17 protein-coding genes and 1 pseudogene are annotated in these 25,252 nt (G+C 70.7%); 8 read left to right on the top strand and 10 right to left on the bottom strand.

What is annotated here, in order from left to right; genetic code table 11:
• The first annotated feature begins 87 nt into the window (after window positions 1-87).
• From ACFYR3_RS04470 to ACFYR3_RS04460, 3 genes are all read left to right on the top strand, one after another.
• On the top strand, window positions 88-579 hold the full coding sequence (locus ACFYR3_RS04470) for an SseB family protein (protein ID WP_266760725.1): 492 nt from the start codon (window positions 88-90) through the stop codon (window positions 577-579).
• Between the two features lie 157 nt (window positions 580-736).
• Window positions 737-1,708, top strand: coding sequence for a pirin family protein (locus ACFYR3_RS04465; protein WP_355846721.1), 972 nt, complete (start codon window positions 737-739; stop codon window positions 1,706-1,708).
• Between the two features lie 173 nt (window positions 1,709-1,881).
• Window positions 1,882-3,000 carry an AI-2E family transporter gene (locus ACFYR3_RS04460; RefSeq protein WP_389281438.1) on the top strand — a complete coding sequence of 373 codons (1,119 nt, stop codon included), beginning with the start codon at window positions 1,882-1,884 and terminating at the stop codon, window positions 2,998-3,000.
• A gap of 299 nt (window positions 3,001-3,299) precedes the next feature.
• Here ACFYR3_RS04460 and ACFYR3_RS04455 read toward each other — a convergent pair.
• Window positions 3,300-5,465 (bottom strand): annotated as a pseudogene (locus ACFYR3_RS04455) (SpoIIE family protein phosphatase); the annotation flags it as partial.
• Between the two features lie 166 nt (window positions 5,466-5,631).
• On the opposite strand from ACFYR3_RS04455, the gene aspS reads away from it, so the two are divergent.
• From aspS to ACFYR3_RS04440, 3 genes are all read left to right on the top strand, one after another.
• On the top strand, window positions 5,632-7,395 hold the full coding sequence (aspS, locus tag ACFYR3_RS04450; RefSeq protein ID WP_355846712.1) for an aspartate--tRNA ligase: 1,764 nt from the start codon (window positions 5,632-5,634) through the stop codon (window positions 7,393-7,395).
• Between the two features lie 179 nt (window positions 7,396-7,574).
• Window positions 7,575-8,537, top strand: a complete 963-nt coding sequence (locus tag ACFYR3_RS04445; RefSeq protein ID WP_389281436.1) for an intradiol ring-cleavage dioxygenase — start codon at window positions 7,575-7,577, stop codon at window positions 8,535-8,537.
• 351 nt (window positions 8,538-8,888) lie between these two features.
• Window positions 8,889-9,896 (top strand): intradiol ring-cleavage dioxygenase, encoded by a 1,008-nt coding sequence (locus ACFYR3_RS04440; RefSeq protein ID WP_389281434.1) that lies wholly within the window; start codon window positions 8,889-8,891, stop codon window positions 9,894-9,896.
• Window positions 9,897-10,104: 208 nt separating this feature from the next.
• Here ACFYR3_RS04440 and ACFYR3_RS04435 read toward each other — a convergent pair whose 3' ends face one another.
• From ACFYR3_RS04435 to ACFYR3_RS04400, 8 genes are all read right to left on the bottom strand, one after another.
• Window positions 10,105-10,851 (bottom strand): hypothetical protein, encoded by a 747-nt coding sequence (locus tag ACFYR3_RS04435; protein WP_355846704.1) that lies wholly within the window; start codon window positions 10,849-10,851, stop codon window positions 10,105-10,107.
• A 104-nt stretch (window positions 10,852-10,955) separates the two neighbouring features.
• Window positions 10,956-11,432: a hypothetical protein gene (locus tag ACFYR3_RS04430; RefSeq protein WP_355846702.1), complete on the bottom strand. Its 477-nt coding sequence runs from the start codon at window positions 11,430-11,432 to the stop codon at window positions 10,956-10,958.
• Window positions 11,433-11,676: 244 nt separating this feature from the next.
• Window positions 11,677-14,766: an FG-GAP-like repeat-containing protein gene (locus ACFYR3_RS04425; RefSeq protein WP_389281431.1), complete on the bottom strand. Its 3,090-nt coding sequence runs from the start codon at window positions 14,764-14,766 to the stop codon at window positions 11,677-11,679.
• A 196-nt stretch (window positions 14,767-14,962) separates the two neighbouring features.
• The gene (gene metG, locus ACFYR3_RS04420; RefSeq protein ID WP_355846696.1) at window positions 14,963-16,687 is read right to left on the bottom strand and encodes a methionine--tRNA ligase; all 1,725 of its coding nucleotides are present in this window, start codon (window positions 16,685-16,687) and stop codon (window positions 14,963-14,965) included.
• A 167-nt stretch (window positions 16,688-16,854) separates the two neighbouring features.
• A complete protein-coding gene (locus ACFYR3_RS04415) occupies window positions 16,855-18,753 on the bottom strand; it encodes a VWA domain-containing protein (RefSeq protein WP_389281429.1) in 1,899 nt (632 codons plus the stop codon).
• A gap of 270 nt (window positions 18,754-19,023) precedes the next feature.
• Complete coding sequence (locus ACFYR3_RS04410) at window positions 19,024-20,958, bottom strand: FUSC family protein (protein ID WP_389281427.1); 1,935 nt, start codon at window positions 20,956-20,958, stop codon at window positions 19,024-19,026.
• A 38-nt stretch (window positions 20,959-20,996) separates the two neighbouring features.
• The gene (locus tag ACFYR3_RS04405) at window positions 20,997-22,007 is read right to left on the bottom strand and encodes an endonuclease/exonuclease/phosphatase family protein (RefSeq protein ID WP_355846687.1); all 1,011 of its coding nucleotides are present in this window, start codon (window positions 22,005-22,007) and stop codon (window positions 20,997-20,999) included.
• A 131-nt stretch (window positions 22,008-22,138) separates the two neighbouring features.
• Window positions 22,139-23,038 (bottom strand): hypothetical protein, encoded by a 900-nt coding sequence (locus tag ACFYR3_RS04400; RefSeq protein ID WP_355846684.1) that lies wholly within the window; start codon window positions 23,036-23,038, stop codon window positions 22,139-22,141.
• Between the two features lie 244 nt (window positions 23,039-23,282).
• Between ACFYR3_RS04400 and ACFYR3_RS04395 the strand changes: the two genes are divergently transcribed.
• Window positions 23,283-23,840 (top strand): SH3 domain-containing protein, encoded by a 558-nt coding sequence (locus ACFYR3_RS04395; protein WP_355846681.1) that lies wholly within the window; start codon window positions 23,283-23,285, stop codon window positions 23,838-23,840.
• A 137-nt stretch (window positions 23,841-23,977) separates the two neighbouring features.
• On the opposite strand, the gene ACFYR3_RS04390 is transcribed toward ACFYR3_RS04395, so the two are convergent.
• Window positions 23,978-24,412: a hypothetical protein gene (locus ACFYR3_RS04390; protein ID WP_355846678.1), complete on the bottom strand. Its 435-nt coding sequence runs from the start codon at window positions 24,410-24,412 to the stop codon at window positions 23,978-23,980.
• A 178-nt stretch (window positions 24,413-24,590) separates the two neighbouring features.
• Here ACFYR3_RS04390 and ACFYR3_RS04385 point away from each other — a divergent pair, with 178 nt between their 5' ends.
• Window positions 24,591-25,229 carry an NAD(P)H-binding protein gene (locus ACFYR3_RS04385; protein WP_355846675.1) on the top strand — a complete coding sequence of 213 codons (639 nt, stop codon included), beginning with the start codon at window positions 24,591-24,593 and terminating at the stop codon, window positions 25,227-25,229.
• Window positions 25,230-25,252: the final 23 nt, after the last annotated feature.

The raw sequence follows: 25,252 nt of genomic DNA, 5'->3' as shown, positions 1-25,252 counted from the left end.
TACCAACAAGTAGCTTCGATGATGCTACCCGTCAGTAATAAGAAGCAACCCCGGGTGGGCCATATGTGGCCCACTACTCTTTGACGCATGTACGGCTACGAGCAGAACGCAGGCGCCCAGCAGGGGTACGTCCCGCCGCAGCAGCAGATGCCCGGCCAGATGCCTGGCGGACAGATGCCCGGCGGGTACGGCCAGCAGCCGCCCCTGTATCCCGAGCCGTCCCCGCCGTCCCTCCCGGACGCGGTTCGCGCGTTCACCACGGGGTCCATGGCCGCCGAGGACTTCCAGCAGGTCTTCGCCACGTCGAAGGTGTACTGCCCGCGCGGGGACAACCCCGGATTCCTGGCGCTGCACAACACTCAGCAGCCTGTCATCCCGATGTTCACCTCGCTCAAGGAACTGCGCCGGTACGCGGGCAAGGAGTCCAAGTACTTCGTGATCACCGGAGCCGAGGTGATCGACCTCCTGCCCACGGGCTACGGCTTCGTGATCGACATGGAGGGCGAGCACCGGATGGTCTTCGACGCGAAGGCCGTGGAGCAGATGGTGGACTTCGCGATGCGCCGTATGTACGGCTGACGGGCCGCCGCGGGCGGGGCCGACGGTCCCACGTCCGCGCGGTCGGAATGTCTCACGAACACGTGACGCCCGGAGGGAATGCCCTCCGGGCTTACGTCGTTACGGGTAGCAGAAAGTTCAATCCTCAACTAAACTCGAAGCACAAGGAGGTACCGACATGCCCGCAGTGACTGTCGAGAACCCGCTGGCCCTCCCCCGTGTGGCCGCGCCGGCCGACGCCGTGGAGCGTCCCGTGCTGACCGTGACGACCGCGCCCAGTGGCTTCGAGGGCGAGGGTTTCCCGGTCCGCCGCGCGTTCGCCGGGATCAATTACAAGCACCTCGACCCGTTCATCATGATGGACCAGATGGGTGAGGTGGAGTACGCGCCGGGCGAGCCGAAGGGCACCCCCTGGCACCCGCACCGCGGCTTCGAGACCGTGACCTACATCATCGACGGCATCTTCGACCACCAGGACTCCAACGGTGGCGGCGGCACGATCACCAACGGCGACACGCAGTGGATGACGGCGGGTTCCGGCCTGCTCCACATCGAGGCGCCGCCGGAGCACCTCGTGATGTCGGGCGGACTCTTCCACGGCCTCCAGCTGTGGGTGAACCTGCCGGCCAAGGACAAGATGATGGCCCCGAGGTACCAGGACATCCGGGGCGGCACGGTGCAGCTGCTCAGCACCCCGGACGGCGGCGCGCTCCTGCGTGTCATCGCCGGTGAGCTTGACGGCCACCAGGGACCGGGCATCACGCACACCCCGATCACCATGGTCCACGCCACGCTGCGGCCCGGCGCCGAGATCACTCTGCCGTGGCGCGAGGACTTCAACGGCCTCGCGTACGTCCTCGCCGGACGCGGCAGCGTGGGCCCCGACCGCCGCCCGGTCCACAGCGGCCAGACCGCCGTCTTCGGCGCGGGTTCCTCGCTGACCGTCCGCGCGGACGGGAAGCAGGACTCCAACACGCCGGACCTGGAGGTCGTCCTGCTCGGCGGTCAGCCGATCCGTGAGCCGATGGCCCACTACGGCCCGTTCGTGATGAACACCCGCCACGAGCTCCAGCAGGCCTTCGAGGACTTCCAGAAGGGCCGCCTGGGGACGATCCCGGCGGTGCACGGGATGTCCGAGGGCGGGCTGTAGGACCGTCCCGAGTTCCTTCCGAGTCCTCCGTCCTTCCGAGGCCTCGTGAGCGACTGAGCACCGAGAAGCCCCGTCCGCCGTACCGGACGGGGCTTTTTCGCGCGCCGTACCGGGACTCCCCCGTTCGGTCTTCCCGGGGCGCCGGTTCGGCTGACGCATGGTCAGCTGGCAGGGTGCAGCTACTCCCCGAAGGTGCCCGGCGGTTGGCGGCCTGGTGTGTCGTGATCCTGCTGGCCGCCGGTGTGGGATGGGTGGGGATCCTGCTGTGCGGGGAGTTCCGTACGGCGGTGGTGCCGGTGCTGCTCGCGCTGCTCGGGACCGCCCTGCTCGGGCCGCTGTACCGGCGGTTGGTCAGAGCCCGCGTCAACCGCTCGCTGGCCGCCGCCCTCACCTGCGTCGCGGTGGCCGTCGTGGTCGGCGGCGCCGTCTACATCGTCGTCGCCGCGCTCGTCCACACCGGCGGCCAGATCGTGTCCTCGCTCCGGGAGGCCTCGCGGTCCGTCGCCCAGCACTTCGGCGCGGCGGGCACCTCGCTCGACGACATCGCCGCCAACTCCAAGGAACTGCTGACCAAGTTCGGCGGAACGGCCGCGTCCAACGTCGTCAGTGGCGTCAGCATCGTGGCCGAGACCATCGCCATGGCCTTCCTCGCCCTGCTGCTCGTGTTCTTCTTCCTGCGCGACTCGCACCGGGTGGCCGGATCACTGCGGTCGCTCGCGCCCCGGGGCACCGCCGACGTCGTCGAGGCCATGGCCCGGCGCGCCTACGGAGCCGTCGAGGGGTTCATGCGCGGGACGACGATCATCGCGCTCATCGACGCACTCTGCATCACCGTCGGGCTGCTGATCTTTCGCGTCCCCGGTGCGGTGGGACTCGGCGCACTGGTCTTCGTCGGGGCGTACATCCCGTATCTCGGCGCGTTCCTCTCCGGCGCGGTGGCCGTGCTGGTCGCGCTCGCGGACCGGGGACTCGTCATCGCCCTGTGGGTGCTCGGGGTCGTGCTCGCCGTACAGGTCCTGGAGGGGTACGGGCTCCAGCCGATGATCCAGAGTCGGCAGGTGCAGATGCATCCCGCGGTGGTGCTGCTCGCGATCACGGCGGGCGCTTCCGTCGCGGGTGTCCTCGGCATGCTCCTCGCCGTACCGCTGACGGCGGCGGCCTTCGGCGTGGTGCACGAACTCCGCGTGCGTTACGCGCCCGAGGGACCGGACGTGCCGGACGGACCGGGAGGACCGGGAGGACCGGGATTCCCCGGAGTGCCGGGGGCCCCGGGACCGTCGGAGGACTCGTAGCCGTCGGAGGGCCGACAGCCGTCCGGGGTGCCCGAGCCGTTCACGGTGCGGGAGCTGCCCGTGGTGCCGGAGCCCTGCGCGGGGCCGGTCGCGTCCGTGGCGCGAGGGCCGTCCGGGGTGCCGGAGCCGTCCGCGGTGCCGGTGCTGTCCGTGGGGCCGGGGCCCTGCGGGGAAGGGGGGCCGGTTCCGGAGGGGGAGCCGTGCGCAGGGTCCGTGCCCGTCGGGTCGACGAAGTCCGTGGCCTCGCCGAACGCCTCCCACGCGTCCAGCAGCACGGAGTCGTCCGAGGGCCCGGGCTCAGCGGAAGCCGTGTCCGGGGCCTCGGAGAACTCGAACCAGATGCTCTTGCCCTCGCCCCGCGGGTCCACCCCCCACGCGTCCGCGAGCATTTCGACGAGCACCAGTCCGCGTCCTGACGACGCCAGCTCTCCGGGATGGCGCCGGTGCGGCAGGTCGTCGCTGCCGTCGGTGACCTCGACCCGTATCCGCCGCTTGGCCGGCTCGCCCGTCACCTCGGCGACGAGCAGCGCGTCGGCGTCGGTGTGCACGAGGACGTTGGTCACCATCTCGGAGACGAGCAGGACCGCGGAGTCGAGCTGGTCGGCGGAGGCCCAGTCGTGCAGGAGCTCCCGCAGTTGCTGACGGGCGTCCGCGATCCGCTCGGGCTCGGCCTGCGCGACGGTCAGCATCGTGCGGCGCACCATCGGCCGTGCGGTCGGGGCCGTGTCGTCGTAGACACCCACCATGCCCAGCCGGGACAGCAGCAGCACCGCTATGTCGTCCTCGCGCCGGTCGGCCAGCGGACCGGTGGTGTGGTGGGAGGAGGGCCCGTGCACGGCCTGGACGAGCGCGTCGGCGAGGGCCTCCAGGTCGCCGTCGTGGGATTCGAGCGTCCGGCGGATACGGCGCCAGCCGGTGTCGAGGTCGTGGCCGCCGGTCTCGATGAGTCCGTCGGTGCAGATCAGCATGGTCTCGCCCGGCTCCAGGACGAGCCGCGTGGTCGGATAGTCGGCGTCCGGGTCGATGCCGAGCGGCAGCCCGCCCGCCGTGGGCCGCATCAGCACGGTCCCGTCCGCCATGCGTATCGCGGGGTCCGGATGACCGGCGCGGGCGATGTCGAGCGTCCCGGTCGCCGGGTCGACCTCGACGTACAGACAGGTCGCGAAGCGCACATCGGCGGGGTCCGCGGGGTCCTCGCCGCCGTCGGTACCGCCGCTCGACCCGTACGTCACCGAGTCGGTGACCCCGTAGAGAAAGCGCGAGACCCGGGACAGCACCGCGTCGGGGCGGTGGCCCTCGGCGGCGTAGGCGCGCAGGGCTATCCGGAGCTGGCCCATCAGCCCCGCCGCGCGGACGTCGTGGCCCTGCACATCGCCGATGGCCAGGGCATAGCGGCCGGCGGGCAGCGGGATCATGTCGTACCAGTCGCCGCCGACCTGGAGGCCGCCGCCGGTCGGGACGTAGCGTGCGGCGACGCTCATGCCGGGCATCTGCGGGCCGAGCGTCGGCATCATCGAGCGCTGGAGGCCGTCGGTCAGCTCCCGCGCGGTCTCGGCGGCTCCGGCGCGCGAGAGGGCCTGCGCGAGCATGCGGGCGACGGTCGTGAGGACCGAGCGCTCGTCGGGCGTGAAGCTGACGGGATACGTGAAGGCCGCCATCCACGCGCCCATGGTGCTGCCGGCGACGGTGAGCGGCAGGAACGCCCACGACTGCCGCCCGAAGCGCCGGGCGAGCGGCCAGGACGCCGGGTAGCGCTCCTTGTAGTCGTCGGGGGAGGAGAGATAGACCGCACGGCCCGTACGGACTACCTCGGCGGCCGGATAGTCCGTGGCCAGCGACATGTGCGAGAAGGGCCCCTCGTCGCCCGGCTGGTGCCCGTGATGGCCGATGATCGTCAGCCGGTCGCCCTCCGCGCCGAACACGGCGAGACCGTCCGGTGAGAAGCCGGGCATCGACAGCCCCGCCGCCACCCTCAGTACCTCCGCCGTGGACCGCGCCTCGGCCAGCGCCCGCCCCGCGTCCAGCAGGAACGCCTCCCGCGAGCGGCGCCAGTCCCCGGTGACCGGGGTGCGCGCGGCGGCTCCCGGAGGCTGCTCGCTGACCTCCTGAAGGGTGCCGATCAGCTCGTACTGCCCGGTCTCCGGGTCGATGAGCGGCTTGGATCGGCTGCGGATCGTGCGGAGCACCCGGCCGTGCCCGTCCATGATCCGCATCCGGGCCTCGGCGAGCGTGCCCTCGGCCACCGCGAGCTGCACCACTCCGTCCATCTCGTTCCAGTCGACGGGATGGATACGGGAGCGCGCGCCCGCCTCGGAGAGCGTCGTCTGCTCCGCGGGCATACCGATGAGCCGTGCGGCCTCCGCGTCGAAGGTGACGAGACCCGCGGCGCTGTCCCAGCGCCACACGCCGGTCGCCAGATCGGCCAGGACGTCCCCCACGGCGGGCAGGGGCTCACCAGTGCGCATGCGCCCACTGTATGAACAGGTGATCGGTGCCTGCCACCGATGCCGTCCGGGGCGCCGAGCCGTGCCCGAGCGGTCAATGATGGGGAGGCGATCCTGGGCTGCCCGGTACCCTGGGGGTGTTTCACGTGAAACAGGCCCTCAATCCGCGAAGACTGGATGAACGACGATGCATCGGTACAGGTCCCACACCTGCGGCGAGCTCCGCGCCTCTGACGTCGGCAGCGACGTCCGGCTGAGCGGCTGGCTGCACAATCGCCGAGACCTGGGTGGCATCCTCTTCATCGATCTGCGCGACCACTACGGCATCACGCAGCTCGTCGCCCGCCCCGGCACGCCCGCCTACGAGGCCCTCGACAAGGTCTCCAAGGAGTCGACCGTCCGCATCGACGGCAAGGTCGTCTCGCGCGGTACGGAGAACGTGAACCCCGACCTGCCGACCGGCGAGGTCGAGGTCGAGGTGAGCGAGGTCGAGCTGCTCGGCGCCGCCGCGCCGCTGCCGTTCACGATCAACGCCGAGGACGGGGTCAACGAGGAGCGGCGCCTGGAGTACCGCTTCCTCGACCTGCGCCGCGAGCGCATGCACCGCAACATCCTGCTGCGTACGGCCGTGATCTCCGCGATCCGTCACAAGATGACGGCGCTGGGCTTCAACGAGATGGCGACCCCGATCCTCAGCGCCACCTCCCCCGAGGGCGCGCGCGACTTCGTGGTCCCCTCCCGGTTGAACCCCGGCAAGTTCTACGCGCTCCCGCAGGCGCCGCAGCAGTTCAAGCAGCTGCTGATGATCTCCGGCTTCGACCGCTACTTCCAGATCGCGCCCTGCTTCCGCGACGAGGACGCCCGCGCGGACCGTTCGCCGGGCGAGTTCTACCAGCTCGACGTGGAGATGTCCTTCGTCGAGCAGGAGGACGTGTTCCAGCCCATCGAGAAGCTCATGACGGAGCTGTTCGAGGAGTTCGGCGGTGACCGTCACGTCACCTCCCCCTTCCCGCGCATCCCGTTCCGCGAGTCGATGCTGAAGTACGGCTCCGACAAGCCGGACCTGCGTGCCCAGCTGGAGCTCACCGACATCACCGACATCTTCGAGGGCTCCGAGTTCAAGGCCTTCGCAGGCAAGCACGTGCGCGCCCTCGCGGTGCCGGACGTCGCCGGTCAGTCGCGGAAGTTCTTCGACGGTCTCGGTGACTACGCGGTCGAGCAGGGCGCGAAGGGCCTGGCCTGGGTGCGCGTGGGCGAGGACGGCTCACTGACGGGCCCGATCGCCAAGTTCCTCACCGAGGAGAACGTCGCCGAGCTGACCAAGCGTCTCTCGCTGGCCCCCGGCCACGCGGTGTTCTTCGGCGCGGGCGAGTTCGACGAGGTCTCGAAGATCATGGGCGCGGTGCGCGTCGAGGCCGCGAAGCGCTCGGGCAACTTCGAGGAGAACGTCTTCCGTTTCTGCTGGATCGTCGACTTCCCGATGTACGAGAAGGACGAGGACACCGGCAAGATCGACTTCTCGCACAACCCGTTCTCGATGCCGCAGGGAGGTCTGGAGGCCCTGGAGACCCAGGACCCGCTGGACATCCTCGGCTGGCAGTACGACATCGTCTGCAACGGCGTCGAGCTGTCCTCCGGCGCGATCCGGAACCACGAGCCCGAGATCATGCTCAAGGCCTTCGAGATCGCGGGCTACGACCGGGAGACGGTCGAGGAGCAGTTCGCCGGCATGCTGCGCGCCTTCCGCTTCGGCGCCCCGCCGCACGGCGGTATCGCCCCGGGCGTCGACCGCATCGTCATGCTGCTCGCGGACGAGCCGAACATCCGCGAGACGATCGCGTTCCCGCTCAACGGCAACGCGCAGGACCTGATGATGGGCGCGCCCACGGAGCTGGACGAGACCCGACTGCGCGAGCTGCACATCTCGGTGCGCAAGCCGCAGCCGAAGTAGCCGCTACCGAGGTGGTCGCGGCCGAAGTGGCCGCGGTCGAGGTAAGGCAAGCCTTTCAACTGGTCTGATCGCAAAGGGGCTTGAAGTCGACGTCGATTTCAGGTCCCTTTCGCGTGCCCGCAGCAAAGACCGCTGTTTTCTCAGCCTGCTGACAGCCTTCTTGCCTAACTTCCGGGCGCATGACAGTGAATGGACAGCACCAGGAATCCCAGGCCCCCCAAGTACCCCAGGAAAGCGGTGAACTGACGCGCCGCAAGGTCGTGGTCGTCGGCGCGGGTGCGCTCGCGGTGGTCGGCCTCGGCGGCAGCGCCTTCGCGGCGAACGCGGTCGCGCAGGACAGAGGACCGGCGGCCGGGGAGAGCGCCGAGGCCTGCTACCGACTGACGTCGGAGGCGGTCGAGGGCCCGTACTACATCGACGCCGACAAGATCCGCCGGGACGTCAGAGAGGACCGCGAAGGCATCCCCCTGCTCCTCAGCCTCAAGGTGATCGACTCCGAGACCTGCAGGCCGATCCGGAACGCGGCCGTCGACATCTGGCACTGCGACGCCGCAGGCGTCTACTCCGGCTACGAGAACCAGGGCAACGGCGGCGGTGGCGGCCCCGCTCCCACCGGCGAGCCGCCGACCGGTGCGCCCACGGGTGCGCCCCCGACCGGTATGCCGGGCGGCGGCCACCAGGAGCCGACGGACGACACACGCTACCTGCGCGGCACCTGGCGTACGGACCGGCACGGCCATGTCTCCTTCAAGACGGTCTTCCCGGGCTGGTACCGGGGCCGCTGCGTTCATATCCACACCAAGGTGCACGTGGACGGCGAGTGGACCGACGCCGGTTACGAGGGCGGGCACACGTGCCACACCGGCCAGTTCTTCTTCGACGAGGAGTCCGTCCTGGCCTCGGCGGTGGTGGAGCCGTACTCCGCCAACACCGCCGAGCGCACCACGCTCACCGAGGACACGATCTACGATCAGAGCGGTACTCAGGGCGGCCTGCTCAGGCTGCACTACGACAAGCGGGACATCACCAAGGGCGTCCATGCGTCGCTCACGGTCGGCGTCGACCCGGGCGCGACGGAGGACGGCCAGGGCGCGCCGCCCCAGGCGAGTGCGTCGGCGTCACCATCGGCTTCGGCGAGCTGACGGACTGACGGACCGGCGGTCTCCGGTCCCCGCCCTTCACGGCCGGGGACCGGACCCTCCTGGAAACCTCACCGGAGCCCCATAGGAATCCAGAGGGGCCGCCCCACAGGTCCGCCCGCAGGCTCTGGGTCGTCTCCGGCGGCGCTGACGGCAACTCGTGCATCGAGCTCGCTCGCGGACAGGTTTTGCTCATCCTCCGCGCTGATCCATATAAAGTAAGGCAAGCCTTGCTTTATGTTTACTGGAAAGGCCTGGAAACAGGGCTTTCCCGCGACGCTCTTTTGCGTGCGCATGGGATTCCATAGGCCTTTCTCACGTCCCTGACAGGCCCGCCTCCTAGCGTCCCTGCCCATGACGGGAAACGCCGAGAACAGCCATGAGAACCAGCAAGGACCCAAGCACAAACGCGATTTGACGCGTCGTAAGGTCGTCGTCGCCGGTGCCGGTGCGGTCGCCGCTGTCGGTGTGGGCGGGACGGTCGCCGCCGGCGCCTTCGCCGGGGAGACGAAGGGGAAGGGTGCGACCGCCTCGGCGAGCGCCACCGCCTCCGAGCTCTGCTACAAGCTCACTTCCGAGACCACCGAGGGCCCTTACTACATCGACGCGGACAAGATCCGCCAGGACATCACCGAGGACGAAGAGGGCATCCCCCTGACCCTCAGGTTCAAGGTGATCGACGCGGACACCTGCAAGCCGGTGAAGAACGCGGCGGTCGACATCTGGCACTGCACCGCGCTGGGCATCTACTCCGGTTACGAGGCGATGGGCAGCGGCGGTGGCGGTGGCGGTGGTGGTGGCGGTGGCACCCCGCCCTCCGGATCCCCCTCCGACGCGCCCTCCGACGCCCCCTCGGGCACGCCCACAGGTGAGCCCCCGTCGGGTGCTCCCTCCGGCGGCACCGGCGGCGGCCACTCGGAGCCGACCGACGACGAGCGCTACCTCCGGGGCACCTGGAAGACCGACAAGCACGGCTACGTCACCTTCAAGACGGTCTTCCCGGGCTGGTACCAGGGCCGCGCCGTCCACATCCACACGAAGGTCCACGTCGACGGCACCTGGACCGACGCGGGCTACGAGGGCGGCCACACCTGCCACACCGGCCAGTTCTTCTTCGACGAGAAGTCGGTCCTGGCGTCGGCCGAGGTGTCCCCGTACTCCACGAACACCGCCACCCGCACCACCCTCACCGAGGACACGATCTACCCCCAGAACGGCCATGAGGGTGGCTTGCTGTACCTCAAGTACGACAAGAAGAACATTGCCAAGGGCGTCCACGCCGACCTGACGATGGGCGTCGCCCCGGACGAGACCCACGACAGCACGGACACCCAGCCGAGCGCGTCGGCCTCGGCGTCCTGACCCCTCCCGACACACAGGGGCCCGGAACACCACGGGTTCCGGGCCCCTTGACTCCCTGACAGGCAGGGCCCCGGAGCACGCTGGTTCCGGGCCCTCCCCGTGCGGGGCTTGATCAGCTCTGCTCCGAACTGCTCTCCGGTGCGCGCGGGGCTTCGCCGAACAAGTGGGCCGCGACGGGTGACCATCGTGCCTTGCGGGGTGTCTCGCGTCAGGCGTGCTGGGCCTTTGTCATACGGGCGACTTCTTTTCGGATGAGGGCCAGGGGGAAGTGGTTGCTGTTGTCCAGGTCCAGCATCGAGAAGGACGCGGTGACGCCGCCGACTCTCACGAGGATGTGGTGCTCGTTCTGCACGGGGACAGGTAGACCGCTGGGCAGGTCTGACGCCTCCAGCTTCACCGGGGTGGCGACCCGGAAGGCGATCGACTCGTCGCCGAGCCGGGGGGCTTTCTCCAGCGCGACGTGCGCGGTGTACTTCCCCCCGCGGCTGTCGCCGGTGAAGTCGTGGCAGGTTGTCAGTGACGTACGGACACGGTCGATCGCCTTCTCGGCTCCCGTGCCTTCGTAGGAGGCGAGGGTGTTGCCGCCGGGCAGGATGCTGCCCTTCCAGGTGATGCTCTGGTCCACGACGGCCGATGCGCCGACGGCGTGGGTGGCGTCGAGGAGCGTCTCGCAGGAGGGGTCCGAGACCGGCGGGGAGGTGCTGTCGGAGTCGGCGGGTGATCGCTCGTCCGCCGAGACGGCCAAGCTGTCCGGCACGTCTTCATCGGTGAGGGCGATGGACTTCAGGGCCTCGGCGGAGAGCGGCGGTCCCGGCGCTGTGGACGCGGTCGAGGCGCCGCCGGGTGAACTGCTTGCCGCCGGGGAGCCGGGCGTACCCCCGCCCGGTCCGGCGCAGGCGGTGATCCCCCACACGGTCAGTGCCGCGCCCACCAGCAGCCACCTGTTTCCCCGCACCCGCACCTGTATCCGCACTCGCGCCCCCAGCCCCTCGTGATTCAAGGGGCCCGATGCTAACGGCCGGGGGCATTTGTCAGGGTCACGTCGGGAAAGGAGTCGGCTCAGACGTCGTACGTGCCGTCCCACGGTTCGGCGAAGCCGAGGCGGTCGGGGTACAGCTCGGCCCAGGCCTCGCCCTCGTCCATGCCGGTCAGCAGGCCGAACAGCACGCCGTCGACGGTGAGCTGGAACGGTCGTATCGCGATGTCCGTGTACGAGCGCCGGGGCAGGCTGCGCAGCAGTTTCGCCAGGTGGACGCGGGCGCGCGACAGCACCGAGTATTCGCCCTGGACGGCCCGTTGCTGTTCGGCCCACGTGCCTGCGCACCAGACCTCCGAGTCGCGGTAGCGGCCCTCGGTGTCGAAGGTGTGGAGCACCACGTACAGACGTTTGTGCTCTTCCCAGCCGTCATCGGGACGGAATCCTTCGGGGAAGGCGTACGTGATCGACGCCAAGAACTGACCGTCCGCGTACCGGCCGATCGTCTCGGTGCGGTGCTTCGGTTCGTAGGCGATCGGAATGACCTCGGGGACTGCCATGGCGGAAACCATACGGGTGGTCGAGGTCCTTGTGGCGCCGGGGTCCGTTACGGATCGGCGGCATCGGACAGAGGGTGGCTTTCCCGGCTCTTTGCCGGGTCTTCACCGGGCTCTCACCTGGTCTTCCGTGCTGTCAGGCCGGTCCCCCGGGCGCCGGGGCGGCGGCCTCGGCAGGTGGGTCCGGGGACGGCGAAAGGGGGCACAGGACGTGTCGTCCGTGCCCCCCTTCCCCAGGCGAGGAGCCTCAGGAGATCGACCGGTATCCGCTCCAGCCGGTGGCGATCTTCGTGCGCGAGCCGAACGATCCCTTGCCGTCCCCGCTGTTGCGGTACAGATTGCCGCTGGTGTCCCGGGAGACCAGGTCGGCCCTGCCGTCGTCGGTGATGTCACCGACGACGATGACGGCGTTGTAGGAGCCGCCCCAGTCGGCGAACACCTTCACGCGGGCGGCGAAGGTTCCGTTCCCCTTGCCGTTGTAGCGGTAGAGGGTGTTGGACGTGTCCTGGGCGAGCAGGTCGCCGATGCCGTCGCCGTTGAGGTCACCGGCCCCGACGATCTTCTTGTAGCTCTTCCAGTTGTCGTAGAGCTTCACGCGCGCGGAGAGCGTTCCCGTGCTCGTCCCCTTGTAGACGTAGACGGTCCCGGTGGACGCGACGCGCGCGATCAGGTCGGGTCGGCCGTCGCCGCTCACGTCGCCGGGCGAGGTCAGGACGTCGTACTGGGTCCAGCCGCTGCTCGCGAGCGTGGTGTACGACGTCTTCGGGGTGACCGCGGCGCCGCAGTGCGGCTTGTACGCCCGCACGGCGCCGCTGCTCAGCCGGACGAGGACGTCGTTGCAGCGGTCGCCGTTGAGGTCGCCGAACGGCACGGCCCTGATGCTGGTGGCCCAGCCGGAACCGCTGATCTTGTCGCCGAACTTTCCGGTGCCGGTGCCCGACTGGAAGGTCAGACCGCCGGACGAGTTCAAGGTGAGGAGGTCGCCGCGGCCGTCCGGTCCTTCTGCGCCGGCGAAGTCGTGCCGCACCGGCGCGCCTCCCTGCAGGAAGCCCTTGCCGGTCGCGACGGTGACCGCCGAGGCGGTTCCGATGCCGGTGGCCTTGAGGGTCCAGGTGAAGTGCCCGTTGGGGAACCGGGCGTTGTCGACCGTCGTGCCGGACCAGTCCGTGGCCACCCAGGCGGTGGACGCGCCCCCGCCGACCGTGCGGGTGGCCTTGCCCCGCGCACCGCTCTGGACGGACGCGAAGGTCACCGACCAGGAGGTGACCGGGCGGGACAGCAGCCAGGAGCCGTGGAAGGGTGTGTTGGAGCCGACGAAGTCCGTTGCCTCGGGCCTGAAGGCCGTCACGGCCGACGGCGTGACACCGGTCCTGGCGATGTGCGTCCGCTCGTACAGGTCGGTCCAGGCCACCAGGCCCGTGTATTCGTCCACGGTCCACTTGAAGCGGCGGTCCATGGCGAGGCCGGTGTCGGCGACATCGGTCGCGAGCACACGGCTGGTGCCGGTGGCCGCGTCGGTCAGTACCAGGGTGCCTGCGGCACGGTCGTGGCGGACGGTGAAGCCGTCGCCGAGCAGCTCGTCGCCGCCGCTCACCGCCCGGGAGGTGGAGGCCTTGGTGTCGTACACGCCGGCCGAGCCGTCGCCGCACGCCCAGTACACCCAGCGGCCCGCCGCCTGGAGTTCGCCCGGCACGACGGTCATGCCGGGAACGGTCACCGTCGCGAGGGTCTTGTCCTCGGGCAGGCTGTACGAGGTGAGCTTGCCGGTCGTCGAGGCGCTCCAGAGGGTCGAGCCGTTCAGCGCGGCGGCGCGCACCGACCGCTTCAGCTTCTGGCCCTGGCCGAACTCGCCGATGTACTGCTCCGGGGAGGCGCCCCCGGAGTCGTAGACCGCGTAGTTGTCCGAGACGTCGACGATGTGACCGCCCGTGGTGCCGAACTCAAGGGTCCAGTCCGAGGAGCCGTCCAGCATGGCGACCAGCCGGTCCTTGCCGGTCAGACCGGTGTCGGTGGTGCCGAGGAAGGCGTCCCGGGGGTTGTTGCCGAGGTTGCCCCAGAGCACCGAACAGGCCACGCCCGTGTACGGGCAGCGCGTGAGCACCTTGTCCCCGGTCTCGGGAGCGGAGGCGGTGAGCTGCCCGCCGACCACGGCGAGCGTGCGCAGCGAGGTGGTGTCCATGGTGCCGCTCGGGTCGGCCTCGGCGACGCGCAGACTGCCCCGGCTGAGCGCCAGGCCGGTCTTCGCGTTCTCCGCCGCCGGGATCTGGGCGAGCTGCTGCAGGCCGGGCGTGCCGTCCCCGGCCTGGGCGAACCGCCGTACCCACCAGTCGCTCGCGCCGGTGCCGCCGGTGACGAGGGCGGTGCCGCCGGACGCGCGGACGATGTACGCCCCCGCCTTGGCCGCCAGGGTGCGGGAGGAGCCGTCCAGGAGAGAGTCGGCCCGCAGCGCGCTGGTCCCGGTGCCGGTGTGCAGCGGGAGCAGCAGCCAGTCGCCGGACAGCACGGGGGTGCCGTCGAGCTGGGCACCGGGCGTAGGCAGGTCGATCACCTGTTCGGCGGCTTCGGGGTCCGTGCGGGGCTTGACGTGCAGGTTGCCGCCGGCCGGGTCGTACCAGCCGATCCGATCGTCACTGAGGACGGTGTACGGCCGCGCGTCCATGCCGGAGAAGACCTGGGTGGCCGTGGCCGTCGCCAGGTCGAGGTAATACAGGTAGCTGTCGACCTTGAACAGCACCCCGTGACGGTCGGCGGCGGTGATGGCGCCCGAGGTGATCCGCATCCGGTCGGGTGTGATGGCGCGGGAGCGCCAGGTGCCGTCGACGAGGTCGTGCAGTGACTCCTCGGTGACGACGGTCCGTCCGGCCAGCCCCCGGTACCCCTCGTCGGAGGTGAACGACGACGTCGTCCGGGTCGCCGGGTCCCACAGGGCGACGGAGCCGGACGACGGCAGCGCGACCAGGTCGGCGTCGCTGCCGTACCAGGCGGTGGGGCAGGTCGAAGAGCCGAGGCTCGCGCACACACCCGCGGGCGCGTACACGCCGTCGGTGGTCCTGACGACCGTGCTGGTGCCGTCGGCGTAGCCCGTCCACAGCAGCCCGGTGATCCCGGTCTGCCGGTGCAGGAAGCCGCTCGTACCGGCCACCAGCGGGCGGTCGGCACGCGGTTGCGTGTCGGCGGGGTCGGTCAGAGTGATCTCGGTGGTGGACCCGGCCGGTGCGGCCGGGTCCGCCGAGGCGTCGTTCTGCGGCAGAACGGCGATGGTGGCGGCCGCCACGGCGACCGCGAAGGCGGAGACGGCCGCGGCAAGGCCGCGCCGTCTCGGGGCGTTTCTGCCCACGTGAAGTGTCCCTCCCCGCGAGGGCCCCCGCCCTCGCACAAGTGCGCGGATGCTAACAGGAGATGACGACCAGTCCGATGGTCAGGGTCCGGTAAAGCCGCTGGTGGACCGGCCTGTTTCCGGGCCGCTCGGGCGGCTCGGGACACGCGAAGGGCCCGGGAACCGTTCGTTCCCGGGCCCTGTCGAGCGGTTGCCGTTACTCCGAGGTGCCGCCGAAGCGCTCCTTGTACGACTCCAGGTCCTCGTCCGTGATCTTGGCGAAGAGGACCGGGGGAACGGTGAAGGGGGTGCCTGCGGGGAGGAAGGCCAGGGCGCGGGCCTCGTCCGCTGTCACCCAGGTCGCCGTGTCGTCCGCGAGGGCGAAGGCCGAGCGCATCGCGCGGGCGGACGCCGGGATGAAGGGTTCCGAGACCACCGAGTAGAGGTGGATCAGGTTCATCGCCGTACGGAGCGTCAGCGCGGCGCCTTCAGGGCTGGTCTTGATCTCCAGCCATGGGGCCTTCTCCTCCAGGTAGGAGTTGCCGGCCGACCACAGGGCGCGCAGCGCGGCGGCCGCCTTGCGGTACTGGAGGGCTTCCATCTGGGTCTCGTACTCCGCGAGCAGGCCCGCGATCTCCACGCCCAGCTTCGCCTCGGCCTCGCCGGTCTCCGAACCCGCCGGGACCTCCTCGCCGAAGCGCTTCTTGGAGAAGGACAGGACGCGGTTGACGAAGTTGCCGAGGGTGTCGGCCAGGTCCTTGTTGACCGTGGCCGTGAAGTGCTCCCAGGTGAAGGACGAGTCGTCCGACTCGGGGGCGTTGGCGATGAGGAAGTAGCGCCAGTAGTCGGCGGGCAGGATGTCCAGGGCGTGGTCCGTGAAGACGCCGCGCTTCTGGGACGTGGAGAACTTCCCGCCGTAGTACGTCAGCCAGTTGAAGGCCTTGACGTAGTCGACCTTCTTCCACGGCTCGCGCACGCCCAGCTCGGTGGCCGGGAACATGACGGTGTGGAAGGGCACGTTGTCCTTCGCCATGAACTGCGTGTAGCGGACCGGGTTCTCGCCGGAGTCCGCGTCGTACCACCAGGACTTCCAGTCGCGGTTCTCCGTGTCCTGGTCGGACCACTCCTTCGTCGCGCCGATGTACTCGATCGGGGCGTCGAACCAGACGTAGAAGACCTTGCCCTCGGCCGCCAGCTCCGGCCAGGTGTCGGCCGGGACCGGGACGCCCCAGTCCAGGTCACGGGTGATCGCGCGGTCGTGCAGGCCCTCGGTCAGCCACTTGCGGGCGATGGAGGAGGCGAGCTGCGGCCACTCGGACTCGTGACGGGCCACCCACTCCTCGACCTCGTGCTGGAGCTTCGACTGGAGGAGGAAGAGGTGCTTCGTCTCGCGGACCTCCAGGTCCGTCGAGCCGGAGATCGCCGAACGCGGGTTGATCAGGTCCGTGGGGTCCAGGACGCGCGTGCAGTTCTCGCACTGGTCGCCGCGGGCCTTGTCGTAACCGCAGTGCGGGCAGGTGCCCTCCACGTAGCGGTCCGGCAGGAAACGGCCGTCGGCGGGCGAGTACACCTGGCGGATCGCGCGCTCCTCGATGAAGCCGTTCTCGTTCAGGCGGCGCGCGAAGTGCTGCGTGATGTCGCGGTTCTCCGGGCTGGAGCTGCGGCCGAAGTAGTCGAAGGCCAGCTCGAAGCCGTCGTACACGGCCTTCTGCGCGTCGTGCGCCTGCGCGCAGAACTCGTCGACCGGCAGGCCGCGCTCCTTGGCCGCGAGCTCGGCGGGGGTGCCGTGCTCGTCCGTCGCGCAGATGTACAGGACGTCGTGGCCGCGCTGGCGGAGGTACCGGGAGTACACGTCCGCCGGGAGCATGGACCCCACCATGTTGCCCAGGTGCTTGATCCCGTTGATGTACGGAAGGGCGCTGGTGATGAGGTGTCGAGCCATCGCGGGCTGCTCCCAGGTCGCTGCGTGGGGCGACGATCGCGTCGGATTTCCGGTGGGCGGCTCGTCGCCGGTGAACCTTGAAATCGTATCCGACATGGGTGGGCCGCCCGCTTCCCGTTTTAAGGCGTGGGAAGGGGGCGGCCGGGGTGGTGGTCGGGCAGGGGAGGTTACGGGCGCCAGTTCTCCAGCACGCCGTCGTAGACCTCGACGTCCGTCAGCTCGCGCGGGGTCGGGCCCGCGTGGAAGAGGGCCGTGTTGCCGGTCTTCAGCTTCCGGAGGTAGTCGAAGGCCTTGTTGTCGTGCTCGCCGAAGGCGACGAAGGAGAAGAAGACGCCCGGGTGGTCCTTCGCCGCGTCCGTGAGGGACTGGGTGGCGGGGGTCTTGGCGTCCGGGGCGCCGTCCGTCTGGAAGATCACCAGGGCCGGGTCGGTGGTGCCCGACCCCTGGTAGTGGGTGAGGACTTCCTCCACGGCGGCGTGGTAGCTCGTACGGCCCATGCGGCCGAGGCCGGCGTGCAGGTCGTCGACCTTGTTCTCGTGCTCGGCGAGCGTGAGGGCGCCGGTGCCGTCCAGCTCGGTGGAGAAGAAGACGACGTGGACGGTCGCGTTCTGGTCCAGGTGGGCGGCGAGGGCGAGGGCCTGTTCGCCGAGGGCCTGGGCGGAGCCGTCCTTGTAGTAGGCGCGCATGGACGACGAGCGGTCGAGGACGAGGTAGACCTTGGCGCGCGTGCCGGTGAGGTCCCGCTTCTGGAGCGCGGTACCCGCTTCCTGGTACGCCGTGACCAGGGCCGGGGCTTCTGCCTTGACGTGGGCCGCCGTGACGGCGCTGGTACCCGGCGTCGCCTCGGCGTCGCCCTCGGTCACGTCGGCTTCCGCCTCGGCTTCGCCTTCGGCGTCTTCGTTCCCACCCGCACCACCCGTGCGGCTTTCGACGTCGGCTGCGGGTGCCACCTGCGGGGCCTCGCCGCCGTCGGCGACCGCGGGCTCGTCCACCTGCGCGGCCACCGGGGTGACCTCCTCGGCGACGACCGGCTCGGCCTCGACGACCGTCTCGGCGACCGGCTCCGCCTCGGGCTCGGCGACGGCGGCAGTCTCGGCCACGGGCACGGTCTCGACGACCGGCTCCGCCTCCGCGGCTGCTTCCGTCTCGACCGGAGCCGCGGCCTCGGCAACGGGCTCGGCCTCTACGACTGCTCCCGTCTCGGCGACGGGCTCCGCCTCGACGGTCGGCTCGGCCTCGGGCTCGGCAGCGGCTTCGGCCTCGGGCTCGGCCTCGGCTCTGGGTTCGGCCTCAGCGACCGGTCCCGCCTCGGGCTCGGCGGCAGCCTCGACCTCTGCCTCGACCTCAGTCGCGGCCACGGGCTCAGCCTCGGCGGCAGGTTCGGCCTCTACGGTCGGCACAGCCTCGGACTCGATGACGGGCTCGGCCTCAGCAACGGGCTCCGTCTCGGGGTCGAGCTCTGCGACGGGCTCGGTGACGGGCTCGGTGACGGGTTCGACCTCGGCGTTCGCCTCCGTCTCGGCGACGACCTCGACCTCGGCGGTCGGCTGGACCTCGACCTCGACCTCGGCCTCAGCGGCTGCCTCCGTCTCGGCGGCGGGCTCGGCCTCGACCTGGGCCTCAGCAACGGGCTCGGCGACGGGCTCGGCCTCGACGGTCTCCGTCTCGGCGGTGGGCGTCGCCTCCGCGGCGGGGGCGAGGGTGGGCTCGGTTTCTGCTGCTGCCGTTGTGGATGGTTCCGGGGTTTCCTCGGTCGCGTGCTCTGTCGCAGGCGTCTCTTCCACGGAAGGGGACGGGGTCTGCTTCGGCACCGTCACATTGTCGAAGGCGGCCGAAACCAGCTCGTCGACCACGGAGGGCGTGGGCTCGGACGCGGGAGCCGGGATGGTGGCCTCGGCCTCCGGTACGGGGGTGGAGGCCGGCTCGGCCTCCGGAGAAAGCGTCGGCTCCGCGGCGGGAGCCGGGACCGTCGCGGTCGACGTGGCCTCTCGCGAGGTCTCCGCGTCGGCGTCACGACCCTTGCGTGAGCGGCCGATCGCATTCCGCAGGAGAGTGAGAATGCCCATGTGCGCAACCCTTCGCGTGAGTTGATCCCGTCAATCCCTGGCCAGGACGGACACGTAAGGTTAGCGGCCATAGATGGTGATCTTCGGCAGGGGCGGCACACCGGACGACCGTCACGTCAACCCCCTTACAGCGCCCACTGGTTCACTTTCCTACCACGGGGATATGTCGGAATTCGGGGTTCCATCGCGCGCCTTCCCCCGATATCACGCTTGTGTCAAGGGATGGCAAGGGGAGAGTAAAGCGGCGTCCGGGCCCCGGCACGGCTTCGGTCAGTGCGGTGAGGCGATCGCCCTGGCCGCCGCGACCTCCTGCCGCACCGGTTCGAGCACGCTGTCCGAGGGCCCCATGAGATCGGTGCGGACGGCGACGAGCACGTCCGTCTCGCGCAGGCCCTCGGACAGCTCCCGCAGTTGGCGCGCGATGGTGGAGATCTCGACGGCGGACGGCTCGGCCGCGCCCTGTTTGACGCGGACCCGGGCGGCGGTCGTCGCGTCCACGATCCGTTCGACGGCGACGACGAGCGGCATCCAGGCGGCGGCGCGGCGCCCGCTGGGCGGCGGTTCGGTCAGCGCGCGCTGGAACTCCGTACGGATGGAGGACAGGTCGCGGTACAGGCGGCGCCTGCTGCGGGCGCGGGCCGCGGGCTCGGCGGAGTCCCCGAAGGCCAGCTCGACGTAGCCCGCGGTGTCGGCGACCGCGTCCGCGAGCCGGTCGCCGACCCGGGCGTGCCAGCTCTCCGGCCAGAGGAGGTATCCGGCGACCAGGGCGATGGCGCAGCCGATGAGGGAGTCGACGAGGCGGGGGACGATCAGCCCGGTGCCCTGGTGGTTGAGGATGTCGGACAGCAACAGGATCACCGGGGTGATGGCGGCGGTCTGATAGCCGTAGCCACGGGGGGTCAGGGCCGGGATGAGCGCGGCGAGCAGCATCAGCACGGGCACGTCCCACCAGCCGCGCGGCACCACGGTCAGCACGGCCGCCGCGACCACGAGGCCCGCGACCGTGCCGAGCGCGCGCAGCAGCGCCCGGGAGAAGACGGAGCCGTAGTCGGGCTTCATGACGAACGTGATGGTGAGCGCGACCCAGTACGAGCGCGGCACCGCGACGGTCGAGACCAGCACCTGGCCGAGGCCGATGCACAGGGCGAGGCGGATGCCGTAGCGCCAGGAGGCCGCCGACAGCAGGACGTTGCGGGTGGCGCGGGCGGCGCGGACGCGGAGCACGGCGGGCCGGCCGAGGCGGTCGTCGAGGGCGTGCGGGTCGGGGGACCGTTCCGTCACGACGTCGGCGGCGTGCCGCAGGGCGTGGTCGACGGCGCGCCCGGTCTCGTCGGCCGGGGCGGGCAGCCGCAGTTCCAGGGGGCCGGTGCCGCCGGTCTCGACGGTCTCGGCCAGTCGGCGTACGGCGGCGGCGATCTCGGCGGGCAGCGGTTCGCCCCGCTGGTGGGCGGCGGGGGCGGCCTCGACGACGGGGGTGACGGCGTTCAGCTGGGCGAGCAGCCGGACGAGGTCGGGGCTGCGGCCGTGGTGGAAGGCGCGCCGGGCGAGGACGATGTCGTACGACTCGTTCAGGGACTGGGTGACGGTGACGCGGAGGCGTTCGTAGTCGTCGGTGCCGCTCGCGGCGAGCAGGTCCCCGACCGTCCGGTACGTGCTCGCGACGGCGGACCGCTCCGGCACCCCCGAGCGCAGCGGCCAGGCGAGCAGGGTCAGCGCGAGGACGAGGAGCCCGCCGCCGGACATCAGCAGCGGGGCGAGCCACCAGGCGCCGGGCAGCGGAAGTCCGGCGCCGATCACGCAGTTGAGGAGCAGCAGCAGTCCGGTGACGGAGGCGACGGCGCCGATCGACGAGATCATCCCGGAGATCAGGGCGACCCCGGTCACGGCGGCGACGGCGACCCAGCCGTGCCCGAAGACCGCGGCGCCGATCGTGACGCCGATCGCGCCGAAGAACTGCGGGACGGCGATGTTGAAGATCCGCATGCGGTACGCGTCCGCGGTGTCGCTGATGACTCCGGACAGCGCGCCCATGGAGGCCAGGGCGCCGTACGCGGGCCGGCCGTAGGCGAGGCCGATGGCGAGGGGGAGCGACAGGGCGACGGCGGCGCGGGCGGCGGCGGCCCGGTTGACGGGCACCCGCTGTGGTTTGAGGTTCCTGACCAGCCAGTCGGGAGGGGTGAGGCCGATGGGGAACTCGCGGGACATGTACCGAGTATGGCGGTTTTCCCGGGGGCGGACCCGGCTCAGTCCCGCTGGTGGAGGGTGAGGTCGACGACGAGGGCGCGGTGGTCGCTGCCGCTGATCCGCAGGAAGAAGGCCCGTTCGGCGGAGAAGCCGGCCGACACGAGGACGTGGTCGATCTGCGCGCCGAACGTCGGTGTGGTCCTGGACGGCCAGCTCGGGGCGCGCGGTGAGCCGGCGAGCCGGGCGCTGTCGCGCAGCCCGGTGTCGAGGATGCGGCGGAAGGCGGCGTGGTCCTGGGAGGCGTTGAAGTCCCCGGCGAGAACGGTGGGTTCGCCGGACTTCGTGGCATAGTCGCGCAGTTCGCCCAATTCGTGCCGCCATACGTCGAGTTGGCCCGGGAGCGGGGGCATCGGATGCGCGAGCTGCAGCCGTACGGCGTGGCCTTGCACGTCGGCGACGGCGCCCGGCATGCCCATGGTTCCGCGCACTCCGTCGGCGCCCGTCAGCGGGAACCGGCTCATGACGACCGACCCGTCGGACCCGGCCCCCTCGACCGCCTCACGGTACGGATAGACGCCCCCGCTGCCCCCGAAGGCGTCCTCCAGCGCCCGTGAACACCCGTACTCGCACTCCTCGACGAACAGGATGTCGGGCCCGCGCTGCCGTACGGCGGCGATGAGCGAACCGGTACCCCGGCCGAACTCCACGTTGGAGGTCATGACCCGCAGCTCGGCGAGCGGCTTCCCGTGGGGTTCGGCGGCCTTGCCGTAGGGCTCGATGAACCAGGCGAGGAACCCCAGGACGGCGACTCCCCACACCAGTCCGGTCCACCAGCGCGTGAGCAGGGCGAGCAGCAGGGCGAGGCCGGTCGGCGCGAGCAGCCACGGCAGGAACGCCAGCAGTTGCGGTACGGGCGTGATCCCGTCGGTGTCGGCCGCCCGGCAGCCCACGACGACGCTCACCCCGGCCAGCAGCAGCCCGGCCACCCAGATCGCAAAGGTCCGTCCGGTCCGCCGTTCCCGGTACGCCGGTTGCTCCGCGCCCGTCCACTCAGCCGCCGCAGTGTCCAACTCCCGGCCTTCCGCTCGTCCGCGTGGGGTGTCCGAATTCTCCCCTGAAGAGGGGGTGCGGCGGTGGAGGGTTGCGAGGGTTGCCCGATGCGAAGTCCGGTCGGTGGCGCCTTCCGCGTGCTCGGGCGGAGTCAGGCACCCACGCTTGTCGACTGCTCGGCCTGAGTCTGCAAGGGCGCCTCGGCCGCCCGCCGGTAGCGCGCGTACGCGTCGGCCAGCGCGGCGGTCAGAGCCACCGTCAGACCCACGGCCAGCAGCAGCCAGCTGACGAACCGGAGGGTCTCGGTGAGGGCGTCGTACACCGCGCCCGCGGCCATGCGGGACACGTCGGGCGGCAGGTCGTCGAGGGTGAGCCTGCGGCCGACGGTGATCGCGACACCGAGCAGGGCGGCGCCCAGCGCGGTGCCGAGGCCCGTCGCGAGGACCGCTCGGCGGCGGCGCACGGCGATGACGATCCCGACCGCTGCGAAGACGACCGACGCCACCGGCAGCCAGAAACCGGCGACTTCGAGCACGTGGAACCCCTTCCGGAGCCGGGCCAGGTCCTCGGCCTCGAGCACGGTGATCTCGGTGTGCTCGACGGGGATCCGGTTGGCCAACGGCATGTGGTCGTCGGCGAGTCGGCGCTTGACCCGCTCGGTGACGGGTGCGAGGTCGACGGTCACCGCACCCTCGCGGTCCTCGCGCAGCGCCCGCATCACGGCGTCGTGCGCGGCCATGTTGGCGGCCTCCCACGCGGTGCGGTAGGCCTCGGTCTCGGTGAACGAGCGCACGGCGTCCCGTACGAAGTGGTTCACCGGCCCCTGGAGCCTTGGCCGTACGTGGACTTCGCGCAGGATGTCGTCGGTGACGCCGGCCGCGATGGCGTCCCGGACGTCGTCGTCGGCGGCGAGCGGCGCCATGGTGGCCTCGTACCGCTCGGAGTCGCCGAGCCCGTACGTCGCCCACGTCGACAGCGCGCCGAGCGGCGCGAGGAGGCAGGCGAGCACGATCAGCACGGCCGACAGAGCGCTCCGGACACGAGGGGACACGTCTTCAGGCAAGGCCTCCCGGCCGCCGTACGCGACCGGGTTGACTGCAAATGGGCGCATATGACAAGCCGAACGGGCAACCGCCGCACTCGAAAGGCCGCCCGTGACCCCGTCCCGGACCTCGCCGGAGGCCCCCGACGGCGTGCTCACCCTGTGCATCCCAGTGGCCCCAAGGGCTTTGGCCGCTCAGGTGGAGCCCTCACCCGAACGGGTGTTTCCTGGATCTGGGGAAAAGGAGGCCGATATGCGCACCACCCCGGCCCTGCGGACTCTTGCCGCGGCCCTGCTCAGCGGCGGTGTACTGACCGTCGCGGCCGCAGGCACCTCCATGGCGGCGGCTCCGTCGGCGCACGCCGGCGACGGTGGCGGCTCCGGCAGTCCCGTCTGGGGCACCGTCGTCTCCCGTGGAGAACTGAACCTGCGGCTTCAGCCCAGCACCAACTCGCCTGTCGTCGGCTCGCTCTCACCGGGCAGCCAGGACCGCGTCCAGTGCGCGGTGAGCGGGCAGAGCGTGTCCGGCAACAACAGCTGGTACTGGCTCGTCGGCGCCCATGCCTGGGCCAGCGCGGCCTTCGTCGACACCGGTGGCCGGTGGGTGCCGAGTTGCTCGGACCCGTGTCCCGACCAGAAGGACGGGACGTGGCACAACGCGCACCGGGACAACAACCGGAACCCGGCCGACGACCCCGGCTGGCGTGTGACCGCCTCCGGTTCCTGGACCTTCACCGTCTCCAGCGCGTGGAGCTGGACCGTGTCCGGTTCCTCCCCGAACTCCTGGGACTGGGTCCCAGGTGGCAGGTGAGTAGGTGAGTGAGGGAGACGCATGAGGCCCCGGCAGTCCGCCGGGGCCTCGTGCGCCGTGGCGCCGAATGCCGTCGTGCGCCGTAGCGCCCTGTGCCGCTCCGACGTCCTGCGACGTCGGAGCGGCACAGGACGACGTCAGCTCGCCTTTCCCGCCGCGTCCTCGTGCGTGTAGTAGCGGTAGAACGCCACCGCGAACACGCCCACCGCCACCGGCAGCGACATGAACACGGACCGCAGGACGGTCGCGTCGGTCTGGCTGTACAGGAAACCGAACGCGCAGCCCGCGAACACTGCCCACACCAGCGCGTGCAGTTCGCGGCGCAGCGTGGGCGCCACCATGCGGACGCCGATGTAGGCCGCCGCGAACGCGATGGCGCACACGAAGCCGAACAGCACGTTCCAGCCCGTGATGCCACCGGCGTTCCGGTTGATGGCGGCGGCCCAGTAGCCGTAGATGAGCCCGCCGGTGACGGGTACCGCCCACTTCGCGATCGTGTGGGTCTGTTCCCCGAAGACGTCGGTCGATCCTGATGTACGTGGTGTCCCTGACACGGGTGCGGCTTGAGCCATGGAAGGACTCCTCTCTGCTCGCCCCGCCTTCCAGGTCACACCTCGCCGGAGCCCCTGGCAAGTCGGGACGGGACGCCCACGGAGCCCCCTTTCACCGGGCCGCGCCACCGGCGCGGCGATCAAGGCCGGGTGCTCCGCCGGGATGCGGTGATCATGGTCGCGTGCTTCGCTGAGGTGCATGAAGCTCGTACTTTTTGGTGCCACCGGCATGGTCGGCAGCCGTATCGCCACGGAGGCGTCGGCGCGCGGACACCAGGTCGTCGCGGTCAGCCGGTCCGGACAGTCCCCGGTCCCCGGGGTCGCCGCCACGGCGGCGGACGCCTCGGACGCGGAGAAGGTCGCCGAACTGGTGGCCGACGCGGACGCGGTGGGGTCGGCCTGCGTCCCGCCCCGGGACGGCTCGGATCCCCGCGAACCCTTCCTCGCCCTCAACCATTCCCTGGTGGAGGGTGTCCGGACGGCCGGGGTGCACCGGCTCGTGATCGTCGGCGGCGCGGGCACCCTGGAGGTCGCTCCCGGTGAGGCCGCCTGTGACCAGCCCGACTTCCCCGAGGCCTACCTTCCCGAGGCGCTGGCGCACCGCGACGCCCTCGCCTACCTGCGGACCGACGTCGACGACCTCGACTGGACCTACATCTCACCCGCCGCCGAGATCGGCCCCGGCGAACGCACGGGCGAATTCAGGATCGGCGGCGACCGCATGCTGACCGACGCGGAAGGCCACAGCCGGATCAGCGCCGAGGACTACGCGATGGCCTTCGTCGACCAGCTGGAGATGCCCATTCACCCGCACGGCCGCATGTCCGTCGCTTACTGAGAGCACGAACAAGGAGGCGGTAC

The sequence above is a fragment of the Streptomyces sp. NPDC005784 genome, assembly GCF_042871525.1.
Lineage (GTDB): Bacteria > Actinomycetota > Actinomycetes > Streptomycetales > Streptomycetaceae > Streptomyces.
The sequence above is the reverse complement of the archived record's forward strand: the minus strand, read 5'-3'. Positions and strand labels throughout refer to the sequence as shown.